The following is a 24,019-nucleotide window of genomic DNA, read 5'->3' on the forward strand; positions in this document are numbered from 1 at the left end:
TGCCGCGCATCTTCTCCGGGATGCAGCCCACCAGTGATTCCCTCCACCTCGGCAACTACCTGGGCGCGCTGACCCAGTGGGTCGCGCTGCAGGACTCCTACGACCCGATCTACTGCGTGGTCGACCTGCACGCCCTCACGGTGTCGCCGGATCCCGCGGTGCTGCGCGAGCGCAGCCGCCGGACCGCCGCGCAGTACCTCGCGGCGGGCGTCGACCCGCAGCGGTCCGTCCTGTTCGTGCAGTCGCACGTCGCGCAGCACGCGGAGCTGGCCTGGCTGCTGTCCTGCCAGACCGGGTTCGGTGAGGCCGGCCGGATGACCCAGTTCAAGGACAAGTCCAGCAAGCACGGCGCCGAGGGCACCTCGGTCGGGCTGTTCACCTACCCGATCCTGATGGCCGCGGACATCCTGCTCTACGACACCGCGCTGGTGCCGGTGGGCGAGGACCAGCGCCAGCACCTGGAGCTGGCCCGGGACCTGGCGCAGCGGCTGAACTCCCGGTTCGGCGCGGGCACCGCGGTGGTGCCGGACGCGCACATCGTCAAGGCCACCGCCAAGATCTTCGACCTGCAGGACCCGACGTCGAAGATGAGCAAGTCCTCCTCCAGCCCGAACGGCATCATCGAGCTGCTCGACCCGCCGAAGACGGTCGCCAAGCGGATCCGGTCCGCGGTGACCGACGCCGGTTCGCAGATCCGTTACGACCGGGAGAACCAGCCGGGCATCGCCAACCTGCTGACCATCTTCTCCGCGCTGACCGGTCGGGAGATCGACACGATCGTCGCCGACTACGACGGCAAGGGCTACGGGCACCTGAAGGTGGACCTGGCCGACGTGGTGGTCGACTTCCTGACCCCGTTCCAGGACCGGGTGAACACGTACCTGTCCGACCCGGCCGCACTCGATGCGGTGCTGGCGGAGGGCGCGGACCGTGCGGCGGAGATCGCCGCGCCGGTGATGCGGCGGATCGCGGACCGCTTCGGGCTCCTGCCGCGCCGGACGGCATGACCGACTACACGCAGGCGATCCCGATCGTGCGGGGCGCACCCGGCACGATCCGGATCGGCGTCGCGGTCGGGATCCCCGAGCCGTGGGCGACCCGGCTGCGCGACGCCCGGGCCCGGGTGGGCGACCCGGCCGCCGACCTGATCGCCCCGCACATCACCCTGCTGGGTCCGACCACCGTGCAGCAGAGCGAGCTGCCCGCGGTGCGCGCCCACCTGGCCCGGATCGCCGCCGGGCACGCGCCCTTCGAGGTGCACCTGCGCGGCACGGCCAGCTTCCGGCCGGTGTCGCCGGTGGTCTTCGTCCAGGTGGTCGAGGGCATCGGCCCGTGCGAGACGCTGGAACGGCAGATCCGCACCGGTCTGCTCGCGCAGGAGCTGCGCTTCCACTACCACCCGCACGTGACGATCGCTCACGACGTCCCGGACCCCGCCCTGGACCAGGCCTTCGAGGACCTGGCCGACTTCGACGCGCGGTTCGGTGTTCCGGGGATCCAGGTGTACGAGCACGGCGACGACGGTCGCTGGCGCGTGCTGGACACCCACCCGCTCACCGGCCCCGACCAGCCCGTTCGGGATGCCGGGGAGCCCTCCGACTCCTAGGGTCACCTGCATGAGTCCGGCGGCAGAACCACGAGGATCGGGGCAGGTCCACGCGAAGGTGGCCGGTCAGGCCGACACCGCCGCGGGCGACCGTAAGGACGTCGGAGCGCGCGCGTACCCCGGTGGGGTCAAGGGCCTGATCGCACGGGTCACGGCGCTGCTCGCCTGGTGGCAGCGGACCCGGGCGGCCCGCGCGAACGCCCGCTTCGGTTCCGCGGGTGGTGGCGTGCTGACCGGTGGCATCGCCTACGCGGCCCTGTTCTCGGTCTTCGCGGGGCTGACCATCGGCTACACGGCGTTCATGGCGGTGCTCGGCGGCAACGAGGAGCTCCGGCAGACCGTGCTGGACACCGTGGACGCGAACCTCCCGGGTCTGGTGGACACCGGCGGCGACTCCACCGGTCTGATCGATCCGAGCTCGTTGGAGTTCAGCCGCGGTCTGGGGATCGCGAGCGTCATCGCCTTCGTGGTGCTGCTGATGTCCGCGATCTCCGCCATGGCGGCGCTGCGCACCGCGGTGCGGGCGATGTTCGACGAGGACCCCGGGGGCGGGGACAACGCGGTGATCGGCAAGCTGCGTCAGCTCGGCGCGTTCGTCGGGATGGCCCTGGCGATCCTGTTGTCCGCCGTGTTGAGCATCGGCACGACCACCGCCGCGGACTGGCTGCTCGGCCTGGTCGGGTTGGAGGACTCCACGGCGGGCGGGATCGTCGTGCGGGCGCTGGGCATCCTGGTGGCGTTCGCGGTCGACGCGGCCACGTTCTGCCTGATCGTGGTCCTGCTGTCCGGGCTGCGTCCGGCCTGGAAGGACCTGCGTGGCGGAGCGGTGATCGCCGGGGTCGGGCTGGGCGTGGTCCGGGTGCTGGGGACCTCGGTGGTGGCGGGTTCGGCCAGCAGCAATCCGATCCTGACGTCCTTCGCGGTGATCGTGACGCTGTTGGTGTGGATGAACCTGATCGCCCGGATCGTCCTGCTCGCGGCGGCCTGGACCGCCGACCCGCCCGGGCCGGACCAGGACTGACGCGCGGAGGCCCCGTGGTCAGGCCGCTCGCCAGAGGTGGGTGACCGCGTAGGAGCGCCAGGGCGCCCAGCCGGCCGCGTGCGCGGTGAGGGCCCGGTGAGCGGCGGCCCGCGGCAGTCCGGAGTCCACGAGGCCCCGTTCCCGGGCGCCGGCGAGCAGAGCCGCGTCACCCGGCAGCCAGACGTCCGGTGCGCCGAGCACCCGCATGGCCAGGTACGCGGTGGTCCAGGGTCCGATGCCCGGACGTGCGACCAGGGCCCCGGTCAGCTCGGCGGTGTCCGCGCCGACGTCGACCCGGAGCGTGCCGTCCGCCAGTGCCGCGCAGGTGTCCCGCACGGTGGTGATCGACCGTCCGGGCAGCCGCAGCGGCCGGTCGGGGTCCAGCACGGCGCCTGGTGCGGGGACGCCGGCGGCGATCTGTCCCGCGGTGGGGAACAGCCGGTCCAGTCCGGCGAAGGAGCTCGCCACCGGAGTGCCGAGCAGCGCGGTCAGCCGGGCCAGGTGCCCACGGGCGGCCGCGACGCTGATCTGCTGCCCCACCAGCGCGCGCAGCACCATCTCCTCCGGGTCGACCGCGCCCGGGACCCGGATGCCGGGCACCGCGGCGACCAGGAGTGCCAGGGCCGGGTCCGCGGACAGGGCGGCGTCCACGGCGAGCGGGTCGGCGTCCAGGTCCAGCAGGCGTCGGACCCGGGCGGTGGCGACCCCGACGTCGGCCAGCGAGGTGAGCTCCAGGTCGGCCGCCAGCCGCCAGCCCGCCGGAGTCCGCTCGGCGGTGACCTCGACCGCGCCGGGTCCGTGCGGAAGGCGCAGGGTCCGGGCGTACCGCAGGCGGTCGGTGCCGCCCGGATCCGTCGACTCCACACCGGGCACCGCACGGACGGCGAGGAAACCGAACACCCCCGGGGCGTCGTAGGGCTGCCGGACCGGCAGGGACAGGGCGATCCGGACCGCGGCGACGTCCTCGGCCCGGGCGGTGCGGGCGGTCCGTGGCGCCCTGGCCCTCAGCTCACCGGGGGTGGTGTCGAAGACCTCGCGCACGGTGTCGTTGAACTGCCGGACGGAGCCGAACCCGGCGGCGAAGGCGATGTCCGCCAGTCGGAGGTCGGTGCCCACCAGGAGGCTGCGCGCGGTCTGCGCGCGCCGGGCCCGGGCGAGGGCGAGCGGCCCGGCGCCGAGCTCGGCGGTCAGCGTCCGGTGCACCTGCCGGGCGGAGTAGCCGAGCCGGTCCGCCAGGCCGTCCACACCCTCCCGGTCGACGACGCCGTCCGCGATGAGGCGCATCGCCCGTCCGGCGAGGTCGCCGCGCAGGTCCCATTCCGGCGTGCCGGGGGCGGCCTCGGGCAGACAGCGCTTGCAGGCCCGGAACCCGGCCTCGTGCGCGGCGGCGGAGGTCAGGTAGAACGACACGTTCTCCCGCTTGGGGGTCCGGGCCGGGCAGGACGGGCGGCAGTAGATGCCGGTGGAGGACACCGCCGTGAAGAACTGGCCGTCGAACCGGGCGTCCCGGGCGTCGATCACGCGGTACCACCGGTCGAACCGGGGGTCGCCGGGCCGGCAGCGGGCGGCGTCGTGCGTGGGGGTCACCGCACCAGTGGACGTCGCCGCGACCCCGGCTGTCTAGCGGGAATCGGACAGGGGTATCACCCGATGACATCTTCACGAGCCTGCTACTGATCAGTAGCGTCGACCCGACAGAGCACGATCACGAGGGAGTGAGAGATGAGCAGACGGTCGATCGGTGTGGTGCTGGTGGCGGCGGCGTTGGCGCTGGCGGGATGCGGTGCGGACCGGGCCGGCGGCTCCGACGCCGGCCCGAGCGCGGAGCCCTCCGACGTCACGGTCTACGTGGTGCGGCACGGCGAGACGGTGTTCAACCGGATCGGGGTGATGCAGGGCTGGTCGGACTCGCCGCTGACCCCGGAGGGCGAGGACCTGGCGGACCAGGCCGGGGAGGCGCTGGCGGACCACGACTTCGTGGCGGCCTACGTCAGCGACCTCGGCCGGACCCGGCAGACGGCGGAGCACATCCTGGCCGGCCAGGACGACGCGCCGGAGCCGACGTACCTGCCGGAGCTGCGCGAATGGAACTTCGGCGGGTTCGAGGGCAATCCGAACGACGACGCCTGGGGCACCGCGCTGGGGGAGCACGGCTACGAGTGGTCCGCGGTGCAGGCGGACATGGGCAGCTTCGTCGCGGACGTCGGCAGCCTCACCGCCGTGGCCGACTTCTTCGCCGACAGCGATCCGCTGGGGCTCGCGGAGGACGCCGACGCGATCCGGGACCGGCTGGCGGAGGGGTTCGGCGAGCTGATCGAGGACGCACGGGCCCAGGGTGGGGGTGACGTGCTCGTGGTCAGCCACGGCCTGGCCATCGGGTCGCTGCTGGAGTACCTCGACCCCGGCTTCGAGCCGACCCAGTTCCACAACCTCGCGTTGAGCGTGATCGAGGTGGACGGGGGCACGACGACGATCGTGAGCAGCAACGACACCGACTACCTCGACGACGCCGCCTGAGCCCCGGGACGAGGGTGACGCCGCGCGCTCAGAACGCGCGGGTGATCATCGCCCGCTTGACCTCCTGGATCGCCTTGGTGACCTCGATGCCTCGCGGGCAGGCCTCCGTGCAGTTGAAGGTGGTCCGGCAGCGCCAGACGCCCTCCTTGTCGTTGAGGATCTCCAGGCGCTGGGCGCCGCCCTCGTCCCGGCTGTCGAAGATGAACCGGTGCGCGTTGACGATCGCCGCCGGGCCGAAGTACTGGCCGTCGGTCCAGAACACCGGGCAGGAGCTGGTGCAGGCCGCGCACAGGATGCACTTGGTGGTGTCGTCGAACCGGGCGCGCTCCTCCGGGGACTGCAGGCGCTCGCGGGACGGCTGGTGCCCGGTGGTGATCAGGAACGGCATGATCTCGCGGTAGGAGGCGAAGAACGGCTCCATGTCGACGACCAGGTCCTTGATCACCGGCAGGCCCTTGATCGGCTCGACCGTGATCGGCTTGCTCGGGTCGAGGTCCTTGAGCAGGGCCTTGCACGCCAGCCGGTTGCGGCCGTTGATCCGCATCGCGTCCGACCCGCACACGCCGTGGGCGCAGGACCGGCGGAACGTGACCGAGCCGTCCAGCTCCCACTTGATGGTGTGCAGGGCGTCCAGCAGTCGGTCGGTGCCGTGCGCGGTGACGGTGAAGTCCTGCCAGTACGGCTCCTCGCCGTGCGTCTCCGGGGTGTACCGCCGGATCCGCAGGGTGACCTGGAAGGACGGGATCTCCGCCGGGGCGGTCTGGGCGTCGGGCTTGTCCAGGGTCGCGGTCATGTCAGTACTTCCGCTCCATCGGCTGGTAGACGGTGGTGATCACGGGCTTGGTGCCGAGCAGCACGCTGGGGCGCTCCGGCGGGAACACCGGCAACTCCTCGCCCGCGGGGGCGGGGGCCACCGGGTCGTCGATGTGCGCACCTGCCGGTCGGCGGTAGGCCATCGTGTGCTCCATGAACTCGGCGTCGTTCCGATCCGGGTAGTCCTCGCGGAAGTGCCCACCGCGGGACTCGCGCCGGTTCAGCGCCCCGATCACGACCACCTCGGACAGGTCGAGCAGGAAGCCGAGCTCCAGGGCCTCGATCAGGTCGGTGTTGAACGCCTTGCCCTTGTCCTGCACCGAGACCCGGGCGTACCGGTCCTGCAGCGCGTGGATGTCGGTCAGCGCCTGGCGCAGGGACTCCGCGGTGCGGAACACCTGGGCGTTGGTGTCCATCGTCTGCTGCAGTTCGCGCCGCACGTCGGCGACCCGCTCGCCCTTGGGACGGGCGCGCATCTCCTCCAGCTCGGCGACGGTGGACGACTCCGGGTCGTCCGGCAGCTCGACCCAGTCGGCCCGGACGGCGTACTCGGCGGCCGAGATGCCGGCCCGCTTGCCGAAGACGTTGATGTCCAGCAGCGAGTTGGTGCCCAGCCGGTTGGACCCGTGCACGGAGACGCAGGCGACCTCCCCGGCCGCGTAGAGCCCGCGCACCACGTCGCGCGGGTTGCGCAGCACCTCGCCCTCGACGTTGGTCGGCACCCCGCCCATCGCGTAGTGCGCGGTCGGGTAGACCGGCACCGGCTCGGTGTACGGTTCGATGCCCAGATAGGTCCGGGCGAACTCGGTGATGTCCGGCAGCTTGGCGTCGATGTGCGCCGGGTCCAGGTGGGTCAGGTCCAGCAGCACGTAGTCCTTGTTCGGGCCGGCGCCCCGGCCCTCACGGACCTCGTTGGCCATCGAGCGGGCGACGATGTCCCGGGGTGCCAGGTCCTTGATGGTGGGGGCGTAGCGCTCCATGAACCGCTCGCCGTCCGCGTTCCGCAGGATGCCGCCCTCGCCGCGGGCCGCCTCGGACAGCAGGATGCCGAGCCCGGCCAGGCCGGTCGGGTGGAACTGGAAGAACTCCATGTCCTCCAGCGGCAGCCCGCGCCGGTAGGCGATCGCCATGCCGTCGCCGGTCAGGGTGTGCGCGTTGGAGGTGGTCTTGTAGATCTTGCCCGCGCCGCCGGTCGCCAGGACCACGGACTTGGCCCGGAACACGTGGATCTCCCCGGTGGCCAGCTCGTAGGCGACCACCCCGGCGACCGCGACCTCCTCGCCGTCGGCGACGTCGCCGGTCTCCCCGGACAGGTCCCGGTTCATCAGCAGGTCAAGGACGTAGAACTCGTTGAAGAACTGCACGTCCTGCTTCACGCACTGCTGGTAGAGCGTCTGCAGGATCATGTGACCGGTGCGGTCGGCGGCGTAGCAGGCACGACGGACCGGGGCCTCACCGTGGTTGCGGGTGTGCCCGCCGAACCGGCGCTGGTCGATCCGGCCCTCCGGGGTGCGGTTGAACGGCAGGCCCATCCGCTCCAGGTCGAGCACCGCGTCCACGGCCTCCTTGGCCATGATCTCCGCGGCGTCCTGGTCGACGAGGTAGTCGCCGCCCTTGACGGTGTCGAAGGTGTGCCATTCCGGGTTGTCGTCCTCGACGTTGCCCAGCGCCGCGCACATCCCGCCCTGGGCCGCCCCGGTGTGCGAGCGGGTCGGGTACAGCTTGGAGATCACCGCGGTGCGGGTGCGGGACGAGGACTCCAGGGCGGCACGCATCCCGGCACCGCCGGCTCCGACGATCACGACGTCGTACTGATGGATCTGCATCGGGGGCGATGCCTTTCTTTCGACCGCGCCGGGCGAGCGGCGAGGCGGGGCGGTTCAGGAGGTCAGGCGGTGCAGAACGACGGCAGCAGGCTCGCCGGGCTGTTCGCCGGGCACGGGTCGAAGGTGAAGATCACCAGGGTGCCGAGCACCACGACCACGGTGAAGGCGGTGTACAGCGCGAGCTTGAGCGCGAACCGGGTGCCGTCGCGCTCGGCGTAGTCGTTGATGATCGTCCGCACGCCGTTGGTGCCGTGGATCATCGCCAGCCAGAGCATGAGCAGGTCCCAGATCTGCCAGAACGGCGAGGCCCACTTCCCGGCGACGAAGCCGAAGTCGATCGCGCTGATCCCGTCCCCGGCGACCAGGTTCACGAAGAGGTGCCCGAAGATCAGCACCAGGAGCACCACGCCGGAGGCGCGCATGAACACCCAGCCGTAGAGCTCCCAGTTGCCGCGGGACGTACGTCGGGACGGCCGGACCACCGGCGTGTTCGGTGCGGGGATCGTGGTCATGACGGGGTCCTCGCGGAGTCGGGAGCGCAGCGAGCGACGTCGTGGTGTGTCATCACTCGCCTCCGAAGACGTGCATCAGGTGGCGGGGCAGGAAGCCGGCCATCGTCACGACGAACAGCCCGACCACGACCCAGAGCATCACGCGCTGGTACTTCGGCCCCTTGGCCCAGAAGTCGACCAGGATGATCCGGATGCCGTTGAAGGCGTGGAAGACGATCGCCGCGACCAGCCCGGCCTCGCCGAGCCCCATGATCGGGTTCTTGTAGGTGCCGATCACGTCGTTGTACGCCTCGGGGGAGACCCGGACCAGCGAGGTGTCCAGCACGTGCACCAGCAGGAAGAAGAAGATCAGCACACCGGTGATCCGGTGGGCGACCCAGGACCACATGCCCTCGCGCCCTCGGTAGAGGGTGCCTGCGGGCTGACGGCGGGGCTTGGGGGGCGACGACGCTGACGCTGTCGACAAGGTGATGCCTCCAGGGCTGATCGGGACTGCGGTGTCCGGTGGGAGCACTCTAGGCATCGTGCGCTGGGGCCGAGACCTCGTGCGGCCTGAACGGGCCGAGTGTGACGAACCGCACACTGCATCTGGGACTCTGGTCCCAGGATCATTCGCGCTGATGACCGGCCCGCTAGCCTGTCCGGCATGGCTGACACCCCTGTCGACGGATTCCACGCCGTCATCCCGGCCGGTGGCGCCGGGACCCGGCTCTGGCCGCTCTCCCGGCAGGGCGCGCCCAAGTTCCTGCACGACCTGACCGGCACCGGACGGACCCTGCTGCAGGGCACCGTCGACCGGCTGGCCCCGCTGACCGGCCCGGACGGCGTCCTGGTGGTCACCGGCGCCCGGCACGTCGACGCGGTCCGCGCCCAGCTGCCGGAGCTGTCCGGCGCCCAGGTGATCGCCGAGCCGTCGCCGCGGGACTCGATGGCCGCGATCGGTCTGGCCGCCGCGATCCTGGCCGAACGGCACGGACCCGGCACCGTGCTGGGCTCCTTCGCCGCCGACCACGTGATCGGGGAGCTGCCCCGGTTCGAGGCCGCGGTGCGCGCCGGCGTCGAGGCGGCCCGCGCGGGCTACGTGGTCACGATCGGGATCGAGGCCACCGAGCCGTCCACCGCCTTCGGGTACATCGACGCCGCCGATCCGCTGGGCGTCGACGGGGCCGAGGGCGCCCGGCACGTGGCCGCCTTCACCGAGAAGCCGGATGCCGAGACCGCCGCCGCGTACCTCGCCACCGGGCACTACTGGTGGAACGCGGGCATGTTCATCGTCGCCGCCGGGGTCCTGCTGGACCACCTGGCCCTCCAGCTGCCGCCGTTGGCCGCGGGGCTGCGCCGGATCGCCGCGGTCTGGGACACCCCGGAGCGGGACGAGGTGCTGGCCGAGGTCTGGCCCACCCTGACCAAGATCGCGATCGACCACGCCATCGCCGAGCCGGTGGCCGCGGCAGGCGGGGTGGCCGTGGTGCCCGGCGACTTCAGTTGGGACGACGTGGGCGACTTCGCCTCCCTGGCCCCGCTGCTGGCGGCCGCGGCGCAGCCGGACGACGGCTCGCGCACCCTGGGCGAGGAGTCCCTGGTGCAGCGGCTGGACGCCCCGGGGGCGCTGGTGCTCACCGGCGAGCGCACCGTGACCGTGCTCGGCATCCCGGACGCCGTGGTGGTGGACACCCCGGACGCCCTGCTGGTCACCACCCGCGCGCACGCCCAGCAGGTCAAGGGCGCGGTCGACGGCTGGCGCTCGCGGGGACGCGACGACCTGCTCTGACGTGCGGGCCTGGGTACTGTCGGTCGAATGACGGTCGACGCTTCCCGGGTACTGCAGTTGGTCGGATCGCTCTCGGAGGAGCTGGTCGCGATCCGGCGGGACCTGCACGCCCACCCGGAGCTCGGCCGCACCGAGCAGCGCACCACCCGGATGGTCGCCGATCGGCTGCGGGCCGCCGGCCTGGAACCGCGCCTGCTGCCCGGCACCGGCCTGGTCTGCGACATCGGCCCGAACCCGGTCGCCACCGGCCGTCGCTGGATCGGCCTGCGCGCCGACCTGGACGCCCTGCCGGTGCCCGAGACCACCGGCCTGCCGTTCGCGTCCACGGTCCCGAACGTCGCGCACGCCTGCGGGCATGACGTGCACACCGTCGCCGTGCTGGGTGCCGGCCTGACGCTGGCCGCCCTGCACGCCGAGGGCGAGCTCGACACCGGGGTGCGGCTGATCTTCCAGCCCGCCGAGGAGGTGCAGCCCGGCGGCGCCCTGGACGTGATCGCGGCGGGCGGCCTGGACGGCGTGGGCCGGATCTTCGCGGTGCACTGCGACCCCAAGGTGGACGTCGGCCAGATCGGCAGCCGGATCGGCCCGATCACCTCCGCCTCGGACGAGGTGACCGTCCAGCTCACCGGCGCCGGCGGGCACACCTCCCGTCCGCACCTGACCGGCGACGTGGTCTACGCGCTCGGTCAGGTGATCACCCAGGTGCCCGCGATCATCGGCCGCCGGCTGGACCCGCGGTCCGGGGTGAACCTCACCTGGGGTGCGGTGCAGGCGGGCCGGGCGCACAACGCGATCCCGTCCTCGGGCTCGGTGCGCGGCACGTTGCGATGCCTGGAGGTGCGGGCCTGGGAGCAGGCCTCGCAGGTCTTCCACGAGGCGGTCGAGCAGGTGGTGGCGCCCTATGGCGTCCAGGTCGAGATCCGGCATCAGCGCGGCGTCCCGCCGGTCGAGAACGACGAGCGCGCCGTCGCAGTGCTGGAGGCCGCGTCCCGGGACGTGCTGGGACCCGAGTCGGTGCAGCTGACCGAGCAGTCGCTCGGCGGCGAGGACTTCGCCTGGTACCTGACCAAGGTGCCCGGCGCGATGGCCCGGCTGGGGACCCGCACCCCGGGCGGCCGGTCGTACGACATCCATCAGGGGAACCTGGTGATCGACGAGCAGGCGCTGCCCGCGGGGGCTGCGTTGCTGGCCAGGGCCGCGCTGATCGCCGGACAGGTCTGATCGACGGCACCCGAACGGCGGAGCCCAACATTCCAAGTGCGTAACGGAACCCCCTGAGGTACGCCTCGGTAACACCAGCGTTACCTGCCCGTGGCTAGGGTGCTGCCCGAACGCCGGACGGACCCGCCCGGACCGCGGGCAACGGGGCTCGCGGCCCGGGGGACCTTCGGGGCCGGCGCAGACCAAGAGCAGGAGTGCAGTGTGAAGAACATCGTTCGTGCGGCCGCCCTCGGCGGGGCCGTCGCCCTCGCCCTGGCTGCCTGTGGCAGCGCCCCGGAGGAGTCCGGCTCCACCGGTGGCTCCGACAACGCGTCCTCCGACTTCAAGGCCTGCATGGTCTCGGACGCCGGTGGCTTCGAGGACAAGTCGTTCAACCAGTCGGGCGCCGAGGGCCTCGACCGTGCGGGTGACGAGCTCGGCGTGCAGGTCGTCAAGGTGGAGTCCTCCGCCGAGACCGACTTCGCCCCGAACGTCGACCAGCTGGTCGCGCAGGACTGCAACCTGATCATCGGCGTCGGCTTCCTGCTGGCCGACGCGCTGACCGACGCCGCCTCGGCGAACCCGGACATCGAGTTCGCCCTGGTCGACTCGGCCTTCAACGAGGACTCCGACAACGCCAAGCCGCTGCTCTTCAACACGCAGGAGGCCGCGTACCTGGCCGGCTACGTCGCCGCGGGCACCTCGACGACCGGCACCGTCGCGACCTTCGGCGGCATCTCGATCCCGTCCGTGACCATCTTCATGGACGGCTTCGCGGACGGCGTCGCCAAGTACAACGAGGACAACGGCGCCGACGTGCAGGTGCTGGGCTGGGACAAGGAGGCCCAGACGGGTTCCTTCACCGGTGACTTCGACGACCAGACCAAGGGCCAGAACCTGGCCAAGGGCTTCATCGACCAGGGCGCCGACGTGATCATGCCGGTCGCCGGTCCGGTGGGCCTGGGCGCCGCCGCCGCCGCGAAGGAAGCCGGCAACGTCTCCATCGTGGGCGTGGACGCCGACTGGTACGAGACCTCGCCCGACTACTCCGACATCATCCTCACCTCGGTGATGAAGGAGATCGGCCAGGCCGTGTACGACACCGTGTCCGAGGCCGCCGACGGCAGCTTCTCCTCCGACCCGTACGTCGGCACCCTGGAGAACGAGGGCATCGGCATCGCGCCGTTCCACGACTTCGACTCGACGGTCCCGGACGAGGTGAAGACCGCCGTGGGGGACCTGCAGGCGCAGATCATCTCCGGTGACCTGGTGGTGGAGTCCCCCAGCCAGAACTGACGTCACGCGAACGGCGGCCCGGGCAGGGTGTTTCTGCCCGGGCCGCCGTCGTGACGGCACCCTCGCGCGGGCTAGTCTGCGCGGGACGATGCGACGACGATCGAGGAGCAGGCCCACCGTGAAGCTGGAGCTGCGCGGGATCACCAAGCGTTTCGGGACGCTGGTGGCCAACGACCACATCGACCTGGTGGTCGAACCCGGCGAGATCCACGCCCTGCTGGGTGAGAACGGCGCCGGGAAGTCCACCCTGATGAACGTCCTGTACGGGTTCTACGACCCGGACGAGGGCCAGATCCTGGTGGACGACCAGCCGGTGACCTTCACCGGCCCCGGTGACGCGATGGCCGCGGGGATCGGCATGGTGCACCAGCACTTCATGCTGGTGCCGGTGTTCACCGTCGCGGAGAACGTGGTGCTCGGCTACGAGCCCACCACGAGCGGCGGCCTGATCGACCTGCCCGAGGCCCGTCGCCGGGTGAAGGAGATCTCCGACCGGTTCGGCTTCGACGTCGACCCGGACGCGATGGTCGAGGACCTGCCGGTCGGCGCCCAGCAGCGGGTGGAGATCATCAAGGCGCTGTCCCGGGACGCGAAGGTGCTGATCCTGGACGAGCCGACCGCGGTGCTCACCCCGCAGGAGACCGACGAGCTGATCGCGATCATGCGCCAGCTGAAGGCCGCGGGGACCTCGATCGTCTTCATCACCCACAAGCTGCGCGAGGTGCGTGCGGTCGCGGACCGGATCACGGTCATCCGCCGGGGCAAGGTCGTCGGCTCCGCGGACCCGCAGTCCTCCGAGACCGAGCTGGCCTCGCTGATGGTCGGCCGCTCGGTGTCGCTCGGCGTGGACCGCGCCGCCGCCCAGCCGGGCGAGGTGGCGCTGCAGGTGCGCGACCTGACGGTGCTGGACGAGGCCGGGGTCCGCCAGGTCGACGGCATCTCCTTCGACGTGGCCCGTGGGGAGATCGTCGCGATCGCCGGTGTGCAGGGCAACGGCCAGACCGAGCTGACCGAGGTCGTCCTGGGCCTGCAGCCCGCGCTGGCCGGGTCGGTGACGCTGGACGGCAAGGAGCTGCTCGGCCGCTCGGTCAAGGAGGTGCTCACCGCCGGGGTCGGCTTCGTCCCGGAGGACCGCACCGAGGACGGCATCGTCGCCGACTTCTCGGTGGCGGAGAACCTGATCCTGGACCTGTACGACACTCCCGCCTTCGCCTCCGGCATCTCGCTGGACCCGGCCAAGGTCCGGGCGAACGCCGAGCAGCGCACGGTCGAGTTCGACGTGCGCACGCCGTCGGTGGACGCCCACGCGGGCACCCTGTCCGGCGGCAACCAGCAGAAGGTCGTGCTGGCCCGGGAGATGTCCCGCCCGCTGCGCCTGCTGATCGCCTCGCAGCCCACCCGTGGTCTGGACGTCGGCTCGATCGAGTTCGTGCACAAGCGGATCGTGACCGAGCGCGACTCCGGCACCCCGGTGATCATCGTGTCGACCGAACTGGACGAGGTGCTGGACCTGGCGGACCGGATCGTGGTCATGTACCGCGGCCGGATCGTCGGCACCGTCGATGCCTCGGCCGCGACGCCGGACCGGGATGTGCTGGGCCTGATGATGGCCGGCGTCCCGCAGGAGGAGGCCGTCAAGCAGGCCGCCTCGCATCACACGGTGCTCGGCGAGGCCGACATCGAGGCCGCCGAGGAGGAGAGCGAGTGAACGCCGCACCCGACGTCCCCGCGAAGGACGCCCAGGACGAGCGGCTGGAGCCGCGGCTCCAGGGCGCCCTGCGGGAGATGCTGACCAGCAACTGGCTGGTCACCGTCGCCGCGCTGCTGCTGGCGCTGATCGTGTCCGGCGTGCTGATCGCCGCCGCGGACGAGGACGTGCACACCACCGCGAGCTACCTGTTCGCCCGCCCGACGGACTTCCTGTCCGCGGTGTGGAACTCGGTCTGGCACGCCTACGTCGCCCTGTTCCAGGGCGCGATCGTCGACCCGACGGCCTCCACCTTCGCCAAGGCGGTCCGCCCGCTGACCGAGACGATGACCTGGTCGGTGCCGCTGATCCTGGCCGGTCTCGGCCTGGCGGTCGGCTTCCGGGCCGGGCTGTTCAACATCGGCGCGCAGGGCCAGATCATCCTGGGCGCCGTCTTCGGCGGGTACATCGGCTTCGCCTTCGGGCTGCCGCCGGTGCTGCACCTGCTGCTGGCGATCATCGCCGCCGCGCTCGGCGGGGCGATCTGGGCCGGCATCGCGGGCTTCCTCAAGGCCCGGACCGGCGCCAACGAGGTGATCGTCACGATCATGCTCAACAACATCGCGGTCTACCTGGTCGCGTACCTGCTGACCACCACCGCGTTCAAGCGCGAGGGCAGCAACAACCCGCAGTCCCCGCCGATCGACTCCACCGCGATCTACCCGCGGCTGCTCGGCGACGACTTCCGGCTGCACGCCGGGTTCCTGCTGGCGATCGTGGCGACCGTGTTCGTCTGGTGGCTGATGGACCGGTCGACGCTGGGCTTCCAGTTCCGGGCGGTGGGCGCGAACCCGTCGGCCGCGCGCACCGCGGGCATCAACATCAACCGGATCTACCTGCTGGTGATGATCACCTCCGGCGCGCTGGCCGGTCTGGCCGGTTCGGCCCAGGTGCTCGGCACCGAGAAGGTGCTGACCGCCGGGGTCGCCGCGTCCTTCGGCTTCGACGCGATCACCGTGGCCCTGCTCGGCCGCTCCAAGCCGCTGGGCACCTTCCTGGCCGGTCTGCTGTTCGGCGCGCTGCGTGCCGGTGGCTTCGCGATGCAGTCGCGCACCGGCACGCCGATCGACATCGTCCTGGTGGTCCAGTCCCTGGTGGTGCTGTTCATCGCCGCCCCGCCGCTGGTCCGGGCCGTGTTCCGGCTGCCCTCCCCGGGTCGTCGCCAGCAGATCAGCCCCACGCCCGCGCCCGTCACGAAGGAGGCCGCAGCGTGAGCGCCGTGACCGCTGCTCCTGCCCCGGCACGTCCGGCGGCCAAGCCGTTGCCGCCGATCTCCTACAAGGCACCGATCGCCTACGTGGTGATCGCCGTGCTCGCGCTGATCGGCTTCGGTCTGCTGCCCGCCTCGGGCCGGAGGACCGGCTTCACCGTGTCGACCAGCACGGATTTCTTCCAGATCGACCGGTTCGACGTGCCGAGCAAGACCACCGCGATCGTGCTCACGCTGATCGCACTGGCACTGGGCGCGCTGACCTTCTGGTACGCGCGGAACCGGCGCAAGGTCGGACTCTGGCTGCCGGCGGTCTACGCGGTCGTCCTGGTGTTCGCGCTGCTGGTCTGGGCGGTGGCCGGGAAGAACCAGCCCCTGCCGCTGACCAGCTTGCTGCAGGGGTCGCTGTTCCTGGCCGTGCCGCTGGTGTTCGGCTCGCTGGCGGGCATGCTCTGCGAGCGGTCCGGCATCATCAACATCGCGATCGAGGGCCAGCTGCTGGCCGGCGCTTTCCTGGCCGCGGTGGTCGGCACCCTGACCCAGTCGGCCTACCTCGGCCTGATCGCCGCGCCGATCGCCGGTGCGCTGGTCTCCGCCCTGCTGGTGGCCTTCGCGGTGAAGTACGTCGTGGACCAGATCATCGTCGGTGTGGTGCTGAACGTGCTGGTCGTCGGCATCACCAGCTACCTGTTCTCCACGGTGCTCAAGGTGAACGCGAGCACGCTGAACACCCCGCCGCGGCTGCCCACGCTGCCGATCCCGGTGCTGAGCGAGATCCCGGTGCTGGGTCCGGTGCTGTTCCGGCAGACCGCGCTGGTCTACCTGATGTACGTCGTGGTGATCGCGCTGCAGATCCTGGTGTTCCGATCCAAGTGGGGCCTGCGGCTGCGTGCGGTCGGCGAGCACCCGAAGGCCGCGGACACCGTCGGCATCAAGGTCAACCGGACCCGGATTCGCAACACCCTGCTCGGCGGCGCGGTCGCCGGTCTGGGCGGCGCGTTCTTCACGGTGGCGAACGGCCTGGCCTTCGGCAAGGAGATGACCGGCGGCAAGGGTTACATCGCCCTGGCCGCGATGATCCTCGGCCGGTGGAGCCCGAAGGGTGCGCTCGCCGCCGCGCTGCTGTTCGGCTTCGCGGACAACCTGCAGGTGGTGCTCGGCATCATCGGCACCCCGATCCCCAGCCAGCTGATGCTGATGACGCCCTACGTCGTGACCATCTTCGCGGTCGCCGGTCTGGTCGGGAAGGTCCGCGCGCCCGCCGCCGAGGGCATCGCCTACGTCAAGTGAGGGTTCGAGTGACTGACAACACCGAGGTCGACTGGGACGGCCTGCGGGCCGCCGCCACCGAGGCCATGGCGCACGCCTACGTCCCGTACTCGAGGTTCCCGGTCGGCGTCGCCGCGCTGGTGGACGACGGCCGGGTCGTGACCGGGTGCAATGTGGAGAACGCCTCCTACGGTCTGACACTGTGCGCCGAATGCGCGCTGGTCTCCGGCCTGCACCTGTCCGGGGGCGGCCGCCTGGTCGCCTTCACCTGCGTGGACGGACAGGGCAACACGCTGATGCCCTGCGGCCGCTGCCGTCAGCTCCTGTGGGAGCACGGCGGGGCCGACCTGGTGCTGGACACCGTCAGCGGATTCAAGACCATGCGCGAGGTCCTGCCCGACGCCTTCGGGCCGGAGGACCTCGTCGAACGGAAGGTGCAGGCGTGACCGAGAGCTTCGACGCCGTCGACGTCATCGTCGCCAAGCGGGACGGCCACCGGCTGTCCGACGCCCAGATCGACTGGGTGATCGACGCGTACACCCGCGGGGTGGTGGCCGAGGAGCAGATGTCCGCCCTCAACATGGCCATCCTCCTGAACGGGATGGACCGGGCCGAGATCGCCCGCTGGACCGCGGCGATGATCGCCTCCGGTGAGCGGATGGACTTCTCCGCCCTGCGCCGGCCCACCGCGGACAAGCACTCCACCGGCGGGGTGGGCGACAAGATCACCCTGCCGCTGGCCCCGCTCGTCGCGGTGTTCGACGTCGCCGTGCCGCAGCTGTCCGGCCGCGGCCTGGGCCACACCGGCGGCACCCTGGACAAGCTGGAGTCCATCCCGGGCTGGCGCGCCGCGCTGTCCAACGAGGAGATGATGGCCCAGCTCGACGACGTGGGCGCCGTCATCTGCCAGGCCGGTTCCGGTCTGGCCCCCGCGGACCGCAAGCTGTACGCGCTGCGCGACGTGACCGGCACGGTGGAGGCCATCCCGCTGATCGCCTCCTCGATCATGAGCAAGAAGATCGCCGAGGGCACCGGTGCACTGGTGCTGGACGTCAAGGTCGGCTCGGGCGCATTCATGAAGAACGTGGACCGGGCCCGCGAGCTGGCCCGCACCATGGTCGACCTGGGCACCGACGCGGGGGTCACCACCGTCGCGCTGCTCACCGACATGGACACCCCGCTCGGCCTGACCGCCGGCAACGCCCTGGAGGTCCGGGAGTCGCTGGAGGTGCTGGCCGGTGGTGGCCCCGCCGACGTGGTGGAGCTGACCGTGGCCCTGGCCCAGGAGATGCTGTCCGCCGCGGGCAAGCCGGACGTCGACGTCGCCGCGGCGCTGTCCGACGGTCGCGCGATGGACGCCTGGCGCCGGATGATCCGGGCCCAGGGCGGCGACGCCGACGCGGTGCTGCCGGTCGCGCGGCACACCGAGCAGATCCTGGCTCCGGCGGACGGCGTGCTCAGCCGCCTGGACGCGTACGCGGTGGGCATCGCCGCGTGGCGGCTCGGCGCCGGCCGGGCACGCAAGGAGGACCCGGTGCAGGCCGGTGCCGGTGTCGAGCTGCACGCCAAGCCGGGTGACACGGTCACGGCCGGTCAGCGGCTGATGACGCTGCACACTGACACCCCGGAGCGCTTCGCCCGGGCGACCGAGGCGCTGGCGGACGCGGTGGACGTGACCGACGGCGACTACGAGGCGAAGCCGCTGGTGATCGACCGGATCGTCGCGGGCTGATCCCCGGGCGAGGACGGCCGGACCCCACGGGGTCCGGCCGTCCTCGTGCTCAGGCCGGACCGAGTTCCTGGAACAGGGTGACCTGGAGGCCGGCCGGGGCCTCGAGCCGGGAGTTGACCGAACGCCACGGCGTCGTCCTCGGCTCGGCGATCAGCTCCGCTCCGGCCTCGGTCGCCCGCCGGGTGGTCCCCTCGGTGTCGGTGACCTCGAACGCGACCCGCAGCCGCGCGCTCGGCCGTCCCTCGGCCTCCACCCGGTCGATCATGGCCACCTGGTGCGGATTGGCCAGCTCCAGCGTGGCACGGCCCGCGTCCAGGATGGTGACCTGGGCGCCGCCCTCGCCCTGGAACGCGGCCTGTTCCGGCATGCCCAGGACGTCGCGGTAGAAGGCCAACGCGGCCTCGTAGTCCTCGGCCTGCACGACCAGGCGCAGCTGGCGGATCGGGTTCTCGGTTGTCATCCCCGCAGGTTCTCCCGCCGCGCGGCTGTCCACAAGGAGCCGTCTCGGCCCGTGGTCCCCAGGGCCGGGACGCAGCCCTGGCGGCGGGCGTCGCGTCGCGACACGATGGCGGGACGACCACCCGAGGGAGGACACCATGAGCACCGTTCCCGGCCACGAGTCCTGGCGCGACGCCGGACTGGAGAGCCCCGCGACCACGGACCTGCCGGAGCTGGACCCCGCCGACCGTGACGACCCCGACGACCCGGCGGACGGTGGCTACCACCCGGCCGACCCCCGCCCCGATCTGGACGGCCGCGCCGACCCCGCCGACGTGGCCGAGCAGCGTGCCGAGCTGCCGGAGGACGAGGGGGAGGACTATCCGGGCTGACGGCTCCCCGGCGCGCTCATCGATGCGGGTCGTGCGCCCCCGCGCCAGTACGGTTGCGGTATGACCCCGGAGCAGATCGCCGCACTGCCCAAGGTCGTCCTGCACGATCACCTGGACGGCGGACTGCGTCCCGCCACGGTGGCCGAGCTGGCGGCCCGGAACGGGCACACGCTGCCGGTGGACGACCCCGGCGAGCTGAGCGACTGGTTCTACCGGCAGGCGGCCTCCGGGAGCCTGGAGGCGTACATCGCCACCTTCGAGCACACCCTGGCGGTGCTGCAGGACGCCGAGGGGCTGGCCCGGGCCGCGCGGGAGGCCGTGCTGGACCTGGCCGCGGACGGGGTGGTCTACGCCGAGGAGCGGTTCGCCCCGGAGCAGCACCAGCGCGGCGGGCTCTCGCTGCAGCAGGTGGTGGACGCGGTGCGCGCCGGTGTGGTCGAGGGGGAGGCCGAGGCGCGGTCCGCGGGTCGGGAGATCCGGATGAACCTGCTGCTGTGCGCGATGCGGCAGACCGACCGCGCGGAGGAGATCGCCGCGCTCGCTCTGGCGAACCGGGATCGCGGCGTGGCCGGATTCGACATCGCCGGGCCGGAGGCCGGGTATCCGGCGCAGGGGATGGGGGCCACCTTCGCCCGGCTGCGGGCGGCCCGGTTCCCGGTGACCGTGCACGCCGGCGAGGCCGCGGGCGCGGACTCGGTGGACGAGGCGGTGGAGGTCGGCGCGCTGCGGATCGGCCACGGCGTCCGGCTGACCGAGGACCTGCACGACGACGGCGAGGGCGGCACCCGGCTCGGCCGGCTCGCGCACTGGGTCCGCGACCGCCGGATCGCGTTGGAGGTCTGCCCGACCTCCAACCTGCAGACCGGCGCCGCCACCTCGATCGCGGAGCACCCGGTGACCCGGTTGCTCCGGCTGGGCTTCGCGGTGACGGTGAACACCGACAACCGCCTGCAGTCCGCCACCAGCATGACCACCGAGCTGCACCGCCTGGTCGAGCAGGCCGGCTGGGGTGCCGACGACCTGCTCGCGGTCACCCTCACCGCCGCTCGACACGCGTTCTGCCACCAGGACGAGCGCGAGGACCTGATCCGCCGGGTGATCGCGCCCGGCTTCTCCACCTCCGAAGGAAGGCACAGACAATGAGCACATCCCACGAGTCCGCTCGCTGCGCTCCCGCGCCCGCGGGGGCCGCGGCATGACCGCCTCGCTGGACGCCGCCGGCCTCGCGCAGTTCGTCGACCACACGCTGCTCAAGCCGGAGGCCACCCGCGCCGACGTCGAGGCGCTGATCGCGGAGGGCGTCGGGCTCGGCGTCTACTCGATCTGCATCTCCCCGTCGTTCCTGCCGGTGGACGCCCAGGGTCTGAAGGTCGCGACCGTGTGCGGCTTCCCGTCCGGCAAGCACCACTCGGACGTGAAGGCCGCGGAGGCCGCCCGCTCGGTCGCGGACGGGGCGGACGAGGTCGACATGGTGATCGACGTCGGCGCCGCCAAGGCGGGGGAGTTCGCCGCGGTGCAGGCCGACATCGCCGCCGTGCGTGCCGCCGCCCCGGCGCCGACCGTGCTCAAGGTGATCATCGAGTCGGCCGCGCTGACCGACCACGAGATCGTCGAGGTCTGCCGGGCCGCCGAGGCCGCCGGCGCCGACTTCGTGAAGACCTCCACCGGCTTCCACCCCAGCGGCGGAGCCAGCGTGCACGCGGTCGAGGTGATGGCCGCGACCGTCGGCGGACGGCTGGGCGTCAAGGCCTCCGGTGGGGTGCGCACCGCCGCCGACGCGATCGCCATGATCGAGGCCGGGGCCACCCGGCTGGGCCTGTCCGGGACCGCTGCGGTGCTGTCCGGCTTCGAGGCCGACGGCGGATACTGAGCCCCGCCACGCGAACGCCCCCCGACCCGGCGCGGGTCGGGGGGCGTTCGCGTGCGCTCAGATCCCCAGCGCCGCCGCCACGTCCGCGCGCACCCGGTCCAGCCGGTCGCGGGCCGCGCCACGGGCCCGGCCCACGGTCTCGAACGGCGCATCGGCCTCCACCGGCAGCACGACCTCCAGGTAGCACTTCACCTTGGGTTCGGTGCCGGACGGCCGGACGATCACCCGGGTGTCGTCCTGGGCCAGCAGCAGGATGCCGTCCGTGCCGGGCAGGCCGTCGTAGCCCTCCGCCAGGTCGATGACGGTCAGCACCGGCGACCCGGCCAGGGTGACCGGCGGGTGCTCGCGCAGCCGTGCCATCGCCTCCGGGATCTTGGCCAGGTCGGTGAACCGGGCGGACAGCTGGTCGGTCAGGTGCAGACCGTGCTGCCGGGCCAGGTCGTCGAGCACGTCGACGATGCCGCGCCCCGCGGTCTTCAGCCGGGCGGCCAGGCTCGCCAGCAGCAGGGCGGCGGAGATGCCGTCCTTGTCCCGCACCCCGGCCGGGTTCACGCAGTAGCCGAGCGCCTCCTCGTACCCGTAGACCAGGCCCTCGACCCGGGAGATCCACTTGAAGCCGGTCAGGGTCTGCGCGTGCTCCAGGCCCGCGCCCCGGGCGATCCGGGACAGCAGCCGGGAGGACACGATGGAGTTGGCCAGCACTCCGCCCTCGACGCCCGCCGAGCGCTCCGCGGCGACCGTGCCGAGCAGCGCGCCGACCTCGTCGCCGTGCAGCATCCGCCAGCCGTCCGAGGCCGCCGCTCCGGGACCGGCGTGGGTCCGGCGACGCGGGTCGACGAAGGCGGCGCCACAGCGGTCGGCGTCCGGGTCCAGGGCGATCACCAGGTCGGCGTCCACCTCCTGGGCCAGCGCGACGGCCAGGTCGATCGCGCCCGGCTCCTCCGGGTTCGGGAAGGCGACGGTCGGGAAGTCCGGGTCCGGCTCGGCCTGCAACGGCACCAGGTGCAGGTCGGTGAACCCGGCCGCGGTCAGCACCTGGCGGGCGGTCTCGCCGCCCACCCCGTGCATCGGGGTGAGCACGATCCGCAGGTCCGCGGCGGTGGCGGCGTCGACGGCCGGGTCGGCCAGGGTCGCGACCTCGGCGCGGTAGTCGGTGTGGATGGTCTGGTCCAGCTGGGTCCAGCCCTCGGCTGCGCGCGGGACGGCGGACACCGACGGCACCCGGGCGATCTCCGCGGCGATGGCGCTGTCCGTCGGCGGCACGATCTGCGCGCCCTGACCGGCGTCCGTGACCACCCGGCCACCGAGGTAGACCTTGTACCCGTTGTCCTGCGGCGGGTTGTGGCTGGCGGTGACCATCACCCCCGCGTCGGCGTCCAGGTGCCGCACCGCGAAGGCGAGCACCGGGGTGGGCAGCTGCGGCGGGAGCATCAGCACCTCGATGCCCACCGCGGTGAGCACCGCGGCGGTGTCCCGGGCGAAGTCCAGCGAACCGTGCCGGGCATCGTGACCGACGACCACCCGCGGCGCCGGGCTGACCCCGTCCAGCTCACCGAGCAGGTACGCGCCCAGACCGGAGGCGGCCCGGATGACCACGGCGCGGTTCATCCGGTTCGGACCACCGCCGATCGCCCCGCGCAGCCCGGCGGTGCCGAACTGCAGCAGACCCAGGAACCGGTCGGCCAGGTCCTCGCGCGCCGCACGGGCGTGCGTGGCGGCGGCCTCCTGCTCCAGCGGGGAGCCCTGGTCGGTCGGCGCCTCGGCCCGGGCGAGCAGCGCGGTCAGCTCGGCGGCGGTGCGGGGGTCGGGGTCGTCGGCGATCCAGGCGCGCACCTCGTCGGCGAGCGCATCCCACGTCTTCTGGGCGGTCATGGTGTTCGGTCCCTTTCCGGCGGTGCTCAGAGGTGGGTGACGATCTCGGCCAGCAGCCGGCTGATCCGCGGTCCGGCGGCGCGACCCGCCTCCAGCACCTCCTCGTGGGAGAGCGGGTCGGCGCTGATCCCGGCGGCCAGGTTGGTGACCAGGGAGATGCCGAGCACCTCCATCCCGGCGTGCCGGGCGGCGATCGCCTCGATGGTGGTGGACATGCCGACCAGCGAGCCGCCGATCACCCCGGCCATCCGCACCTCGGCCGGGGTCTCGTAGTGCGGGCCGCGGAACTGGACGTACACGCCCTCATCGAGGCCGGGGTCGACCTGGTGCGCGACGTCGCGCAGCCGCTGGCTGTAGAGGTCGGTCAGGTCGACGAAGGTCGCGCCCTCCAGCGGGGAGACCGTCGTCAGGTTGATGTGGTCGCTGATCAGCACCGGGGTGCCGGGCGCCCAGGACGGGTCCAGGCCACCGCAGCCGTTGGTCAGCACGACGGTGGAGCAGCCCGCGGCCGCGGCGGTGCGCACGCCGTGCACGACCCGGCGCACGCCCTTGCCCTCGTACAGGTGGGTCCGCGAACCGAGCACCAGGGCGTGCTTGTCGGTGCCGGCGATCCGGATCGAGCGGATGGTCCCGACGTGGCCGACCACCGCGGGCTTCGCGAAGCCCGGCACCTCGTGCGCGGGGAGCTCGGCGACCGTCTCGCCCAGCAGGTCGGCGGCGCCGCCCCAGCCGGAGCCCAGCACCAGGGCGACGTCGTGCCGGGCGACACCGGTCAGCTCGGCGAGCGTCGCGGCGGCCTCGGCGGCGATCTGCATCGGGTCGGCGGTCAGGTCGTCCAGGCGGGCGTCGTCGGCCATCGGTGGGTCCTCCGGGGGTGGGGAAGCGCGGTCTGCGGGCAACAGTCGACACTACCGGGTCGCCGGGGTC

23 protein-coding genes are annotated in these 24,019 nt (G+C 72.3%); 15 read left to right on the forward strand and 8 right to left on the reverse strand.

The window, feature by feature from the left end; genetic code table 11:
- The 3 genes from trpS to OGL89_RS14020 all read left to right on the forward strand — a co-directional run.
- On the forward strand, positions 1-1,007 hold a 1,007-nt coding region (trpS, locus tag OGL89_RS14010), incomplete at its 5' end, for a tryptophan--tRNA ligase (RefSeq protein WP_276582488.1).
- A complete protein-coding gene (locus OGL89_RS14015; protein ID WP_263120774.1) occupies positions 1,004-1,606 on the forward strand; it encodes a 2'-5' RNA ligase family protein in 603 nt (200 codons plus the stop codon). The genes trpS and OGL89_RS14015, both read left to right, overlap by 4 nt.
- A 10-nt stretch (positions 1,607-1,616) precedes the next feature.
- Positions 1,617-2,627 (forward strand): YihY/virulence factor BrkB family protein, encoded by a 1,011-nt coding sequence (locus OGL89_RS14020; RefSeq protein ID WP_263120775.1) that lies wholly within the window; start codon positions 1,617-1,619, stop codon positions 2,625-2,627.
- An 18-nt stretch (positions 2,628-2,645) separates the two neighbouring features.
- Here the strand turns inward: OGL89_RS14020 and OGL89_RS14025 are convergent, their stop codons facing one another.
- The gene (locus tag OGL89_RS14025; protein WP_263120776.1) at positions 2,646-4,214 is read right to left on the reverse strand and encodes an AlkA N-terminal domain-containing protein; all 1,569 of its coding nucleotides are present in this window, start codon (positions 4,212-4,214) and stop codon (positions 2,646-2,648) included.
- Positions 4,215-4,349: 135 nt separating this feature from the next.
- On the opposite strand from OGL89_RS14025, the gene OGL89_RS14030 reads away from it, so the two are divergent.
- A complete protein-coding gene (locus OGL89_RS14030) occupies positions 4,350-5,144 on the forward strand; it encodes a histidine phosphatase family protein (RefSeq protein WP_263120777.1) in 795 nt (264 codons plus the stop codon).
- A gap of 28 nt (positions 5,145-5,172) precedes the next feature.
- Here the strand turns inward: OGL89_RS14030 and OGL89_RS14035 are convergent, their stop codons facing one another.
- From OGL89_RS14035 to sdhC, 4 genes are all read right to left on the reverse strand, one after another.
- Entirely contained in the window at positions 5,173-5,937 is a 765-nt protein-coding gene (locus OGL89_RS14035; protein WP_263120778.1) for a succinate dehydrogenase iron-sulfur subunit, read from the reverse strand.
- A gap of 1 nt (position 5,938) precedes the next feature.
- The gene (gene sdhA, locus OGL89_RS14040; protein ID WP_263120780.1) at positions 5,939-7,783 is read right to left on the reverse strand and encodes a succinate dehydrogenase flavoprotein subunit; all 1,845 of its coding nucleotides are present in this window, start codon (positions 7,781-7,783) and stop codon (positions 5,939-5,941) included.
- Between the two features lie 62 nt (positions 7,784-7,845).
- Positions 7,846-8,295: a succinate dehydrogenase hydrophobic membrane anchor subunit gene (locus OGL89_RS14045; protein ID WP_263120781.1), complete on the reverse strand. Its 450-nt coding sequence runs from the start codon at positions 8,293-8,295 to the stop codon at positions 7,846-7,848.
- Between the two features lie 52 nt (positions 8,296-8,347).
- On the reverse strand, positions 8,348-8,818 hold the full coding sequence (sdhC, locus tag OGL89_RS14050) for a succinate dehydrogenase, cytochrome b556 subunit (protein ID WP_263120782.1): 471 nt from the start codon (positions 8,816-8,818) through the stop codon (positions 8,348-8,350).
- A 123-nt stretch (positions 8,819-8,941) separates the two neighbouring features.
- On the opposite strand from sdhC, the gene OGL89_RS14055 reads away from it, so the two are divergent.
- The 8 genes from OGL89_RS14055 (at position 8,942) to OGL89_RS14090 (ending at position 18,520) form a co-directional block, all read left to right on the forward strand.
- Positions 8,942-10,066: a mannose-1-phosphate guanylyltransferase gene (locus OGL89_RS14055; RefSeq protein ID WP_263120783.1), complete on the forward strand. Its 1,125-nt coding sequence runs from the start codon at positions 8,942-8,944 to the stop codon at positions 10,064-10,066.
- A gap of 27 nt (positions 10,067-10,093) precedes the next feature.
- Positions 10,094-11,287: an amidohydrolase gene (locus tag OGL89_RS14060; protein ID WP_263120784.1), complete on the forward strand. Its 1,194-nt coding sequence runs from the start codon at positions 10,094-10,096 to the stop codon at positions 11,285-11,287.
- Positions 11,288-11,488: 201 nt separating this feature from the next.
- Positions 11,489-12,562, forward strand: a complete 1,074-nt coding sequence (locus OGL89_RS14065; RefSeq protein ID WP_263120785.1) for a BMP family ABC transporter substrate-binding protein — start codon at positions 11,489-11,491, stop codon at positions 12,560-12,562.
- A gap of 118 nt (positions 12,563-12,680) precedes the next feature.
- Positions 12,681-14,270 carry an ABC transporter ATP-binding protein gene (locus OGL89_RS14070; protein ID WP_263120786.1) on the forward strand — a complete coding sequence of 530 codons (1,590 nt, stop codon included), beginning with the start codon at positions 12,681-12,683 and terminating at the stop codon, positions 14,268-14,270.
- A gap of 44 nt (positions 14,271-14,314) precedes the next feature.
- Entirely contained in the window at positions 14,315-15,523 is a 1,209-nt protein-coding gene (locus tag OGL89_RS14075; protein WP_263120797.1) for an ABC transporter permease, read from the forward strand.
- Positions 15,520-16,809: an ABC transporter permease gene (locus OGL89_RS14080; protein ID WP_263120787.1), complete on the forward strand. Its 1,290-nt coding sequence runs from the start codon at positions 15,520-15,522 to the stop codon at positions 16,807-16,809. The genes OGL89_RS14075 and OGL89_RS14080 overlap by 4 nt, the downstream gene beginning before the upstream one ends.
- An 8-nt stretch (positions 16,810-16,817) precedes the next feature.
- Positions 16,818-17,234 (forward strand): cytidine deaminase, encoded by a 417-nt coding sequence (locus OGL89_RS14085; RefSeq protein WP_263120788.1) that lies wholly within the window; start codon positions 16,818-16,820, stop codon positions 17,232-17,234.
- Positions 17,231-18,520 (forward strand): thymidine phosphorylase, encoded by a 1,290-nt coding sequence (locus tag OGL89_RS14090; protein WP_263120789.1) that lies wholly within the window; start codon positions 17,231-17,233, stop codon positions 18,518-18,520. Before OGL89_RS14085 ends, OGL89_RS14090 begins: the two co-directional genes overlap by 4 nt.
- Before the next feature lie 49 nt (positions 18,521-18,569).
- On the opposite strand, the gene OGL89_RS14095 is transcribed toward OGL89_RS14090, so the two are convergent.
- Positions 18,570-18,980: a VOC family protein gene (locus OGL89_RS14095; protein ID WP_263120790.1), complete on the reverse strand. Its 411-nt coding sequence runs from the start codon at positions 18,978-18,980 to the stop codon at positions 18,570-18,572.
- Between the two features lie 136 nt (positions 18,981-19,116).
- Here OGL89_RS14095 and OGL89_RS14100 point away from each other — a divergent pair, with 136 nt between their 5' ends.
- From OGL89_RS14100 to deoC, 3 genes are read left to right on the forward strand one after another with little or no spacing between them, the layout of a single operon-like run.
- Positions 19,117-19,350 carry a hypothetical protein gene (locus tag OGL89_RS14100; protein WP_263120791.1) on the forward strand — a complete coding sequence of 78 codons (234 nt, stop codon included), beginning with the start codon at positions 19,117-19,119 and terminating at the stop codon, positions 19,348-19,350.
- 60 nt (positions 19,351-19,410) lie between these two features.
- Positions 19,411-20,493: an adenosine deaminase gene (locus tag OGL89_RS14105; RefSeq protein WP_263120792.1), complete on the forward strand. Its 1,083-nt coding sequence runs from the start codon at positions 19,411-19,413 to the stop codon at positions 20,491-20,493.
- Between the two features lie 52 nt (positions 20,494-20,545).
- Positions 20,546-21,220, forward strand: a complete 675-nt coding sequence (deoC, locus tag OGL89_RS14110) for a deoxyribose-phosphate aldolase (RefSeq protein WP_263120793.1) — start codon at positions 20,546-20,548, stop codon at positions 21,218-21,220.
- A gap of 57 nt (positions 21,221-21,277) precedes the next feature.
- Here the strand turns inward: deoC and OGL89_RS14115 are convergent, their stop codons facing one another.
- Both OGL89_RS14115 and OGL89_RS14120 read right to left on the reverse strand, forming a co-directional pair.
- On the reverse strand, positions 21,278-23,092 hold the full coding sequence (locus tag OGL89_RS14115) for a phospho-sugar mutase (protein ID WP_263120794.1): 1,815 nt from the start codon (positions 23,090-23,092) through the stop codon (positions 21,278-21,280).
- 26 nt (positions 23,093-23,118) lie between these two features.
- Positions 23,119-23,949, reverse strand: a complete 831-nt coding sequence (locus OGL89_RS14120; RefSeq protein ID WP_263120795.1) for a purine-nucleoside phosphorylase — start codon at positions 23,947-23,949, stop codon at positions 23,119-23,121.
- Between the last annotated feature and the right edge of the window lie 70 nt (positions 23,950-24,019).

Source organism: Cellulomonas sp. RIT-PI-Y, assembly GCF_025642745.1.
GTDB lineage: Bacteria > Actinomycetota > Actinomycetes > Actinomycetales > Cellulomonadaceae > Cellulomonas.

Excerpts from the sequence above, each read along its gene's own strand:
- OGL89_RS14105 (WP_263120792.1), top strand. The coding sequence starts at position 19,411 with ATGACCCCGGAGCAGATCGCCGCACTGCCCAAGGTCGTCCTGCACGAT.
- deoC (WP_263120793.1), top strand. The coding sequence starts at position 20,546 with ATGACCGCCTCGCTGGACGCCGCCGGCCTCGCGCAGTTCGTCGACCAC.
- sdhC (WP_263120782.1), bottom strand. The coding sequence starts at position 8,818 with ATGCCTAGAGTGCTCCCACCGGACACCGCAGTCCCGATCAGCCCTGGA.
- OGL89_RS14095 (WP_263120790.1), bottom strand. The coding sequence starts at position 18,980 with ATGACAACCGAGAACCCGATCCGCCAGCTGCGCCTGGTCGTGCAGGCC.
- OGL89_RS14015 (WP_263120774.1), top strand. The coding sequence starts at position 1,004 with ATGACCGACTACACGCAGGCGATCCCGATCGTGCGGGGCGCACCCGGC.
- sdhA (WP_263120780.1), bottom strand. The coding sequence starts at position 7,783 with ATGCAGATCCATCAGTACGACGTCGTGATCGTCGGAGCCGGCGGTGCC.
- OGL89_RS14035 (WP_263120778.1), bottom strand. The coding sequence starts at position 5,937 with ATGACCGCGACCCTGGACAAGCCCGACGCCCAGACCGCCCCGGCGGAG.
- OGL89_RS14100 (WP_263120791.1), top strand. The coding sequence starts at position 19,117 with ATGAGCACCGTTCCCGGCCACGAGTCCTGGCGCGACGCCGGACTGGAG.
- OGL89_RS14060 (WP_263120784.1), top strand. The coding sequence starts at position 10,094 with ATGACGGTCGACGCTTCCCGGGTACTGCAGTTGGTCGGATCGCTCTCG.
- OGL89_RS14045 (WP_263120781.1), bottom strand. The coding sequence starts at position 8,295 with ATGACCACGATCCCCGCACCGAACACGCCGGTGGTCCGGCCGTCCCGA.
- OGL89_RS14020 (WP_263120775.1), top strand. The coding sequence starts at position 1,617 with ATGAGTCCGGCGGCAGAACCACGAGGATCGGGGCAGGTCCACGCGAAG.
- OGL89_RS14120 (WP_263120795.1), bottom strand. The coding sequence starts at position 23,949 with ATGGCCGACGACGCCCGCCTGGACGACCTGACCGCCGACCCGATGCAG.
- OGL89_RS14055 (WP_263120783.1), top strand. The coding sequence starts at position 8,942 with ATGGCTGACACCCCTGTCGACGGATTCCACGCCGTCATCCCGGCCGGT.
- OGL89_RS14115 (WP_263120794.1), bottom strand. The coding sequence starts at position 23,092 with ATGACCGCCCAGAAGACGTGGGATGCGCTCGCCGACGAGGTGCGCGCC.
- OGL89_RS14030 (WP_263120777.1), top strand. The coding sequence starts at position 4,350 with ATGAGCAGACGGTCGATCGGTGTGGTGCTGGTGGCGGCGGCGTTGGCG.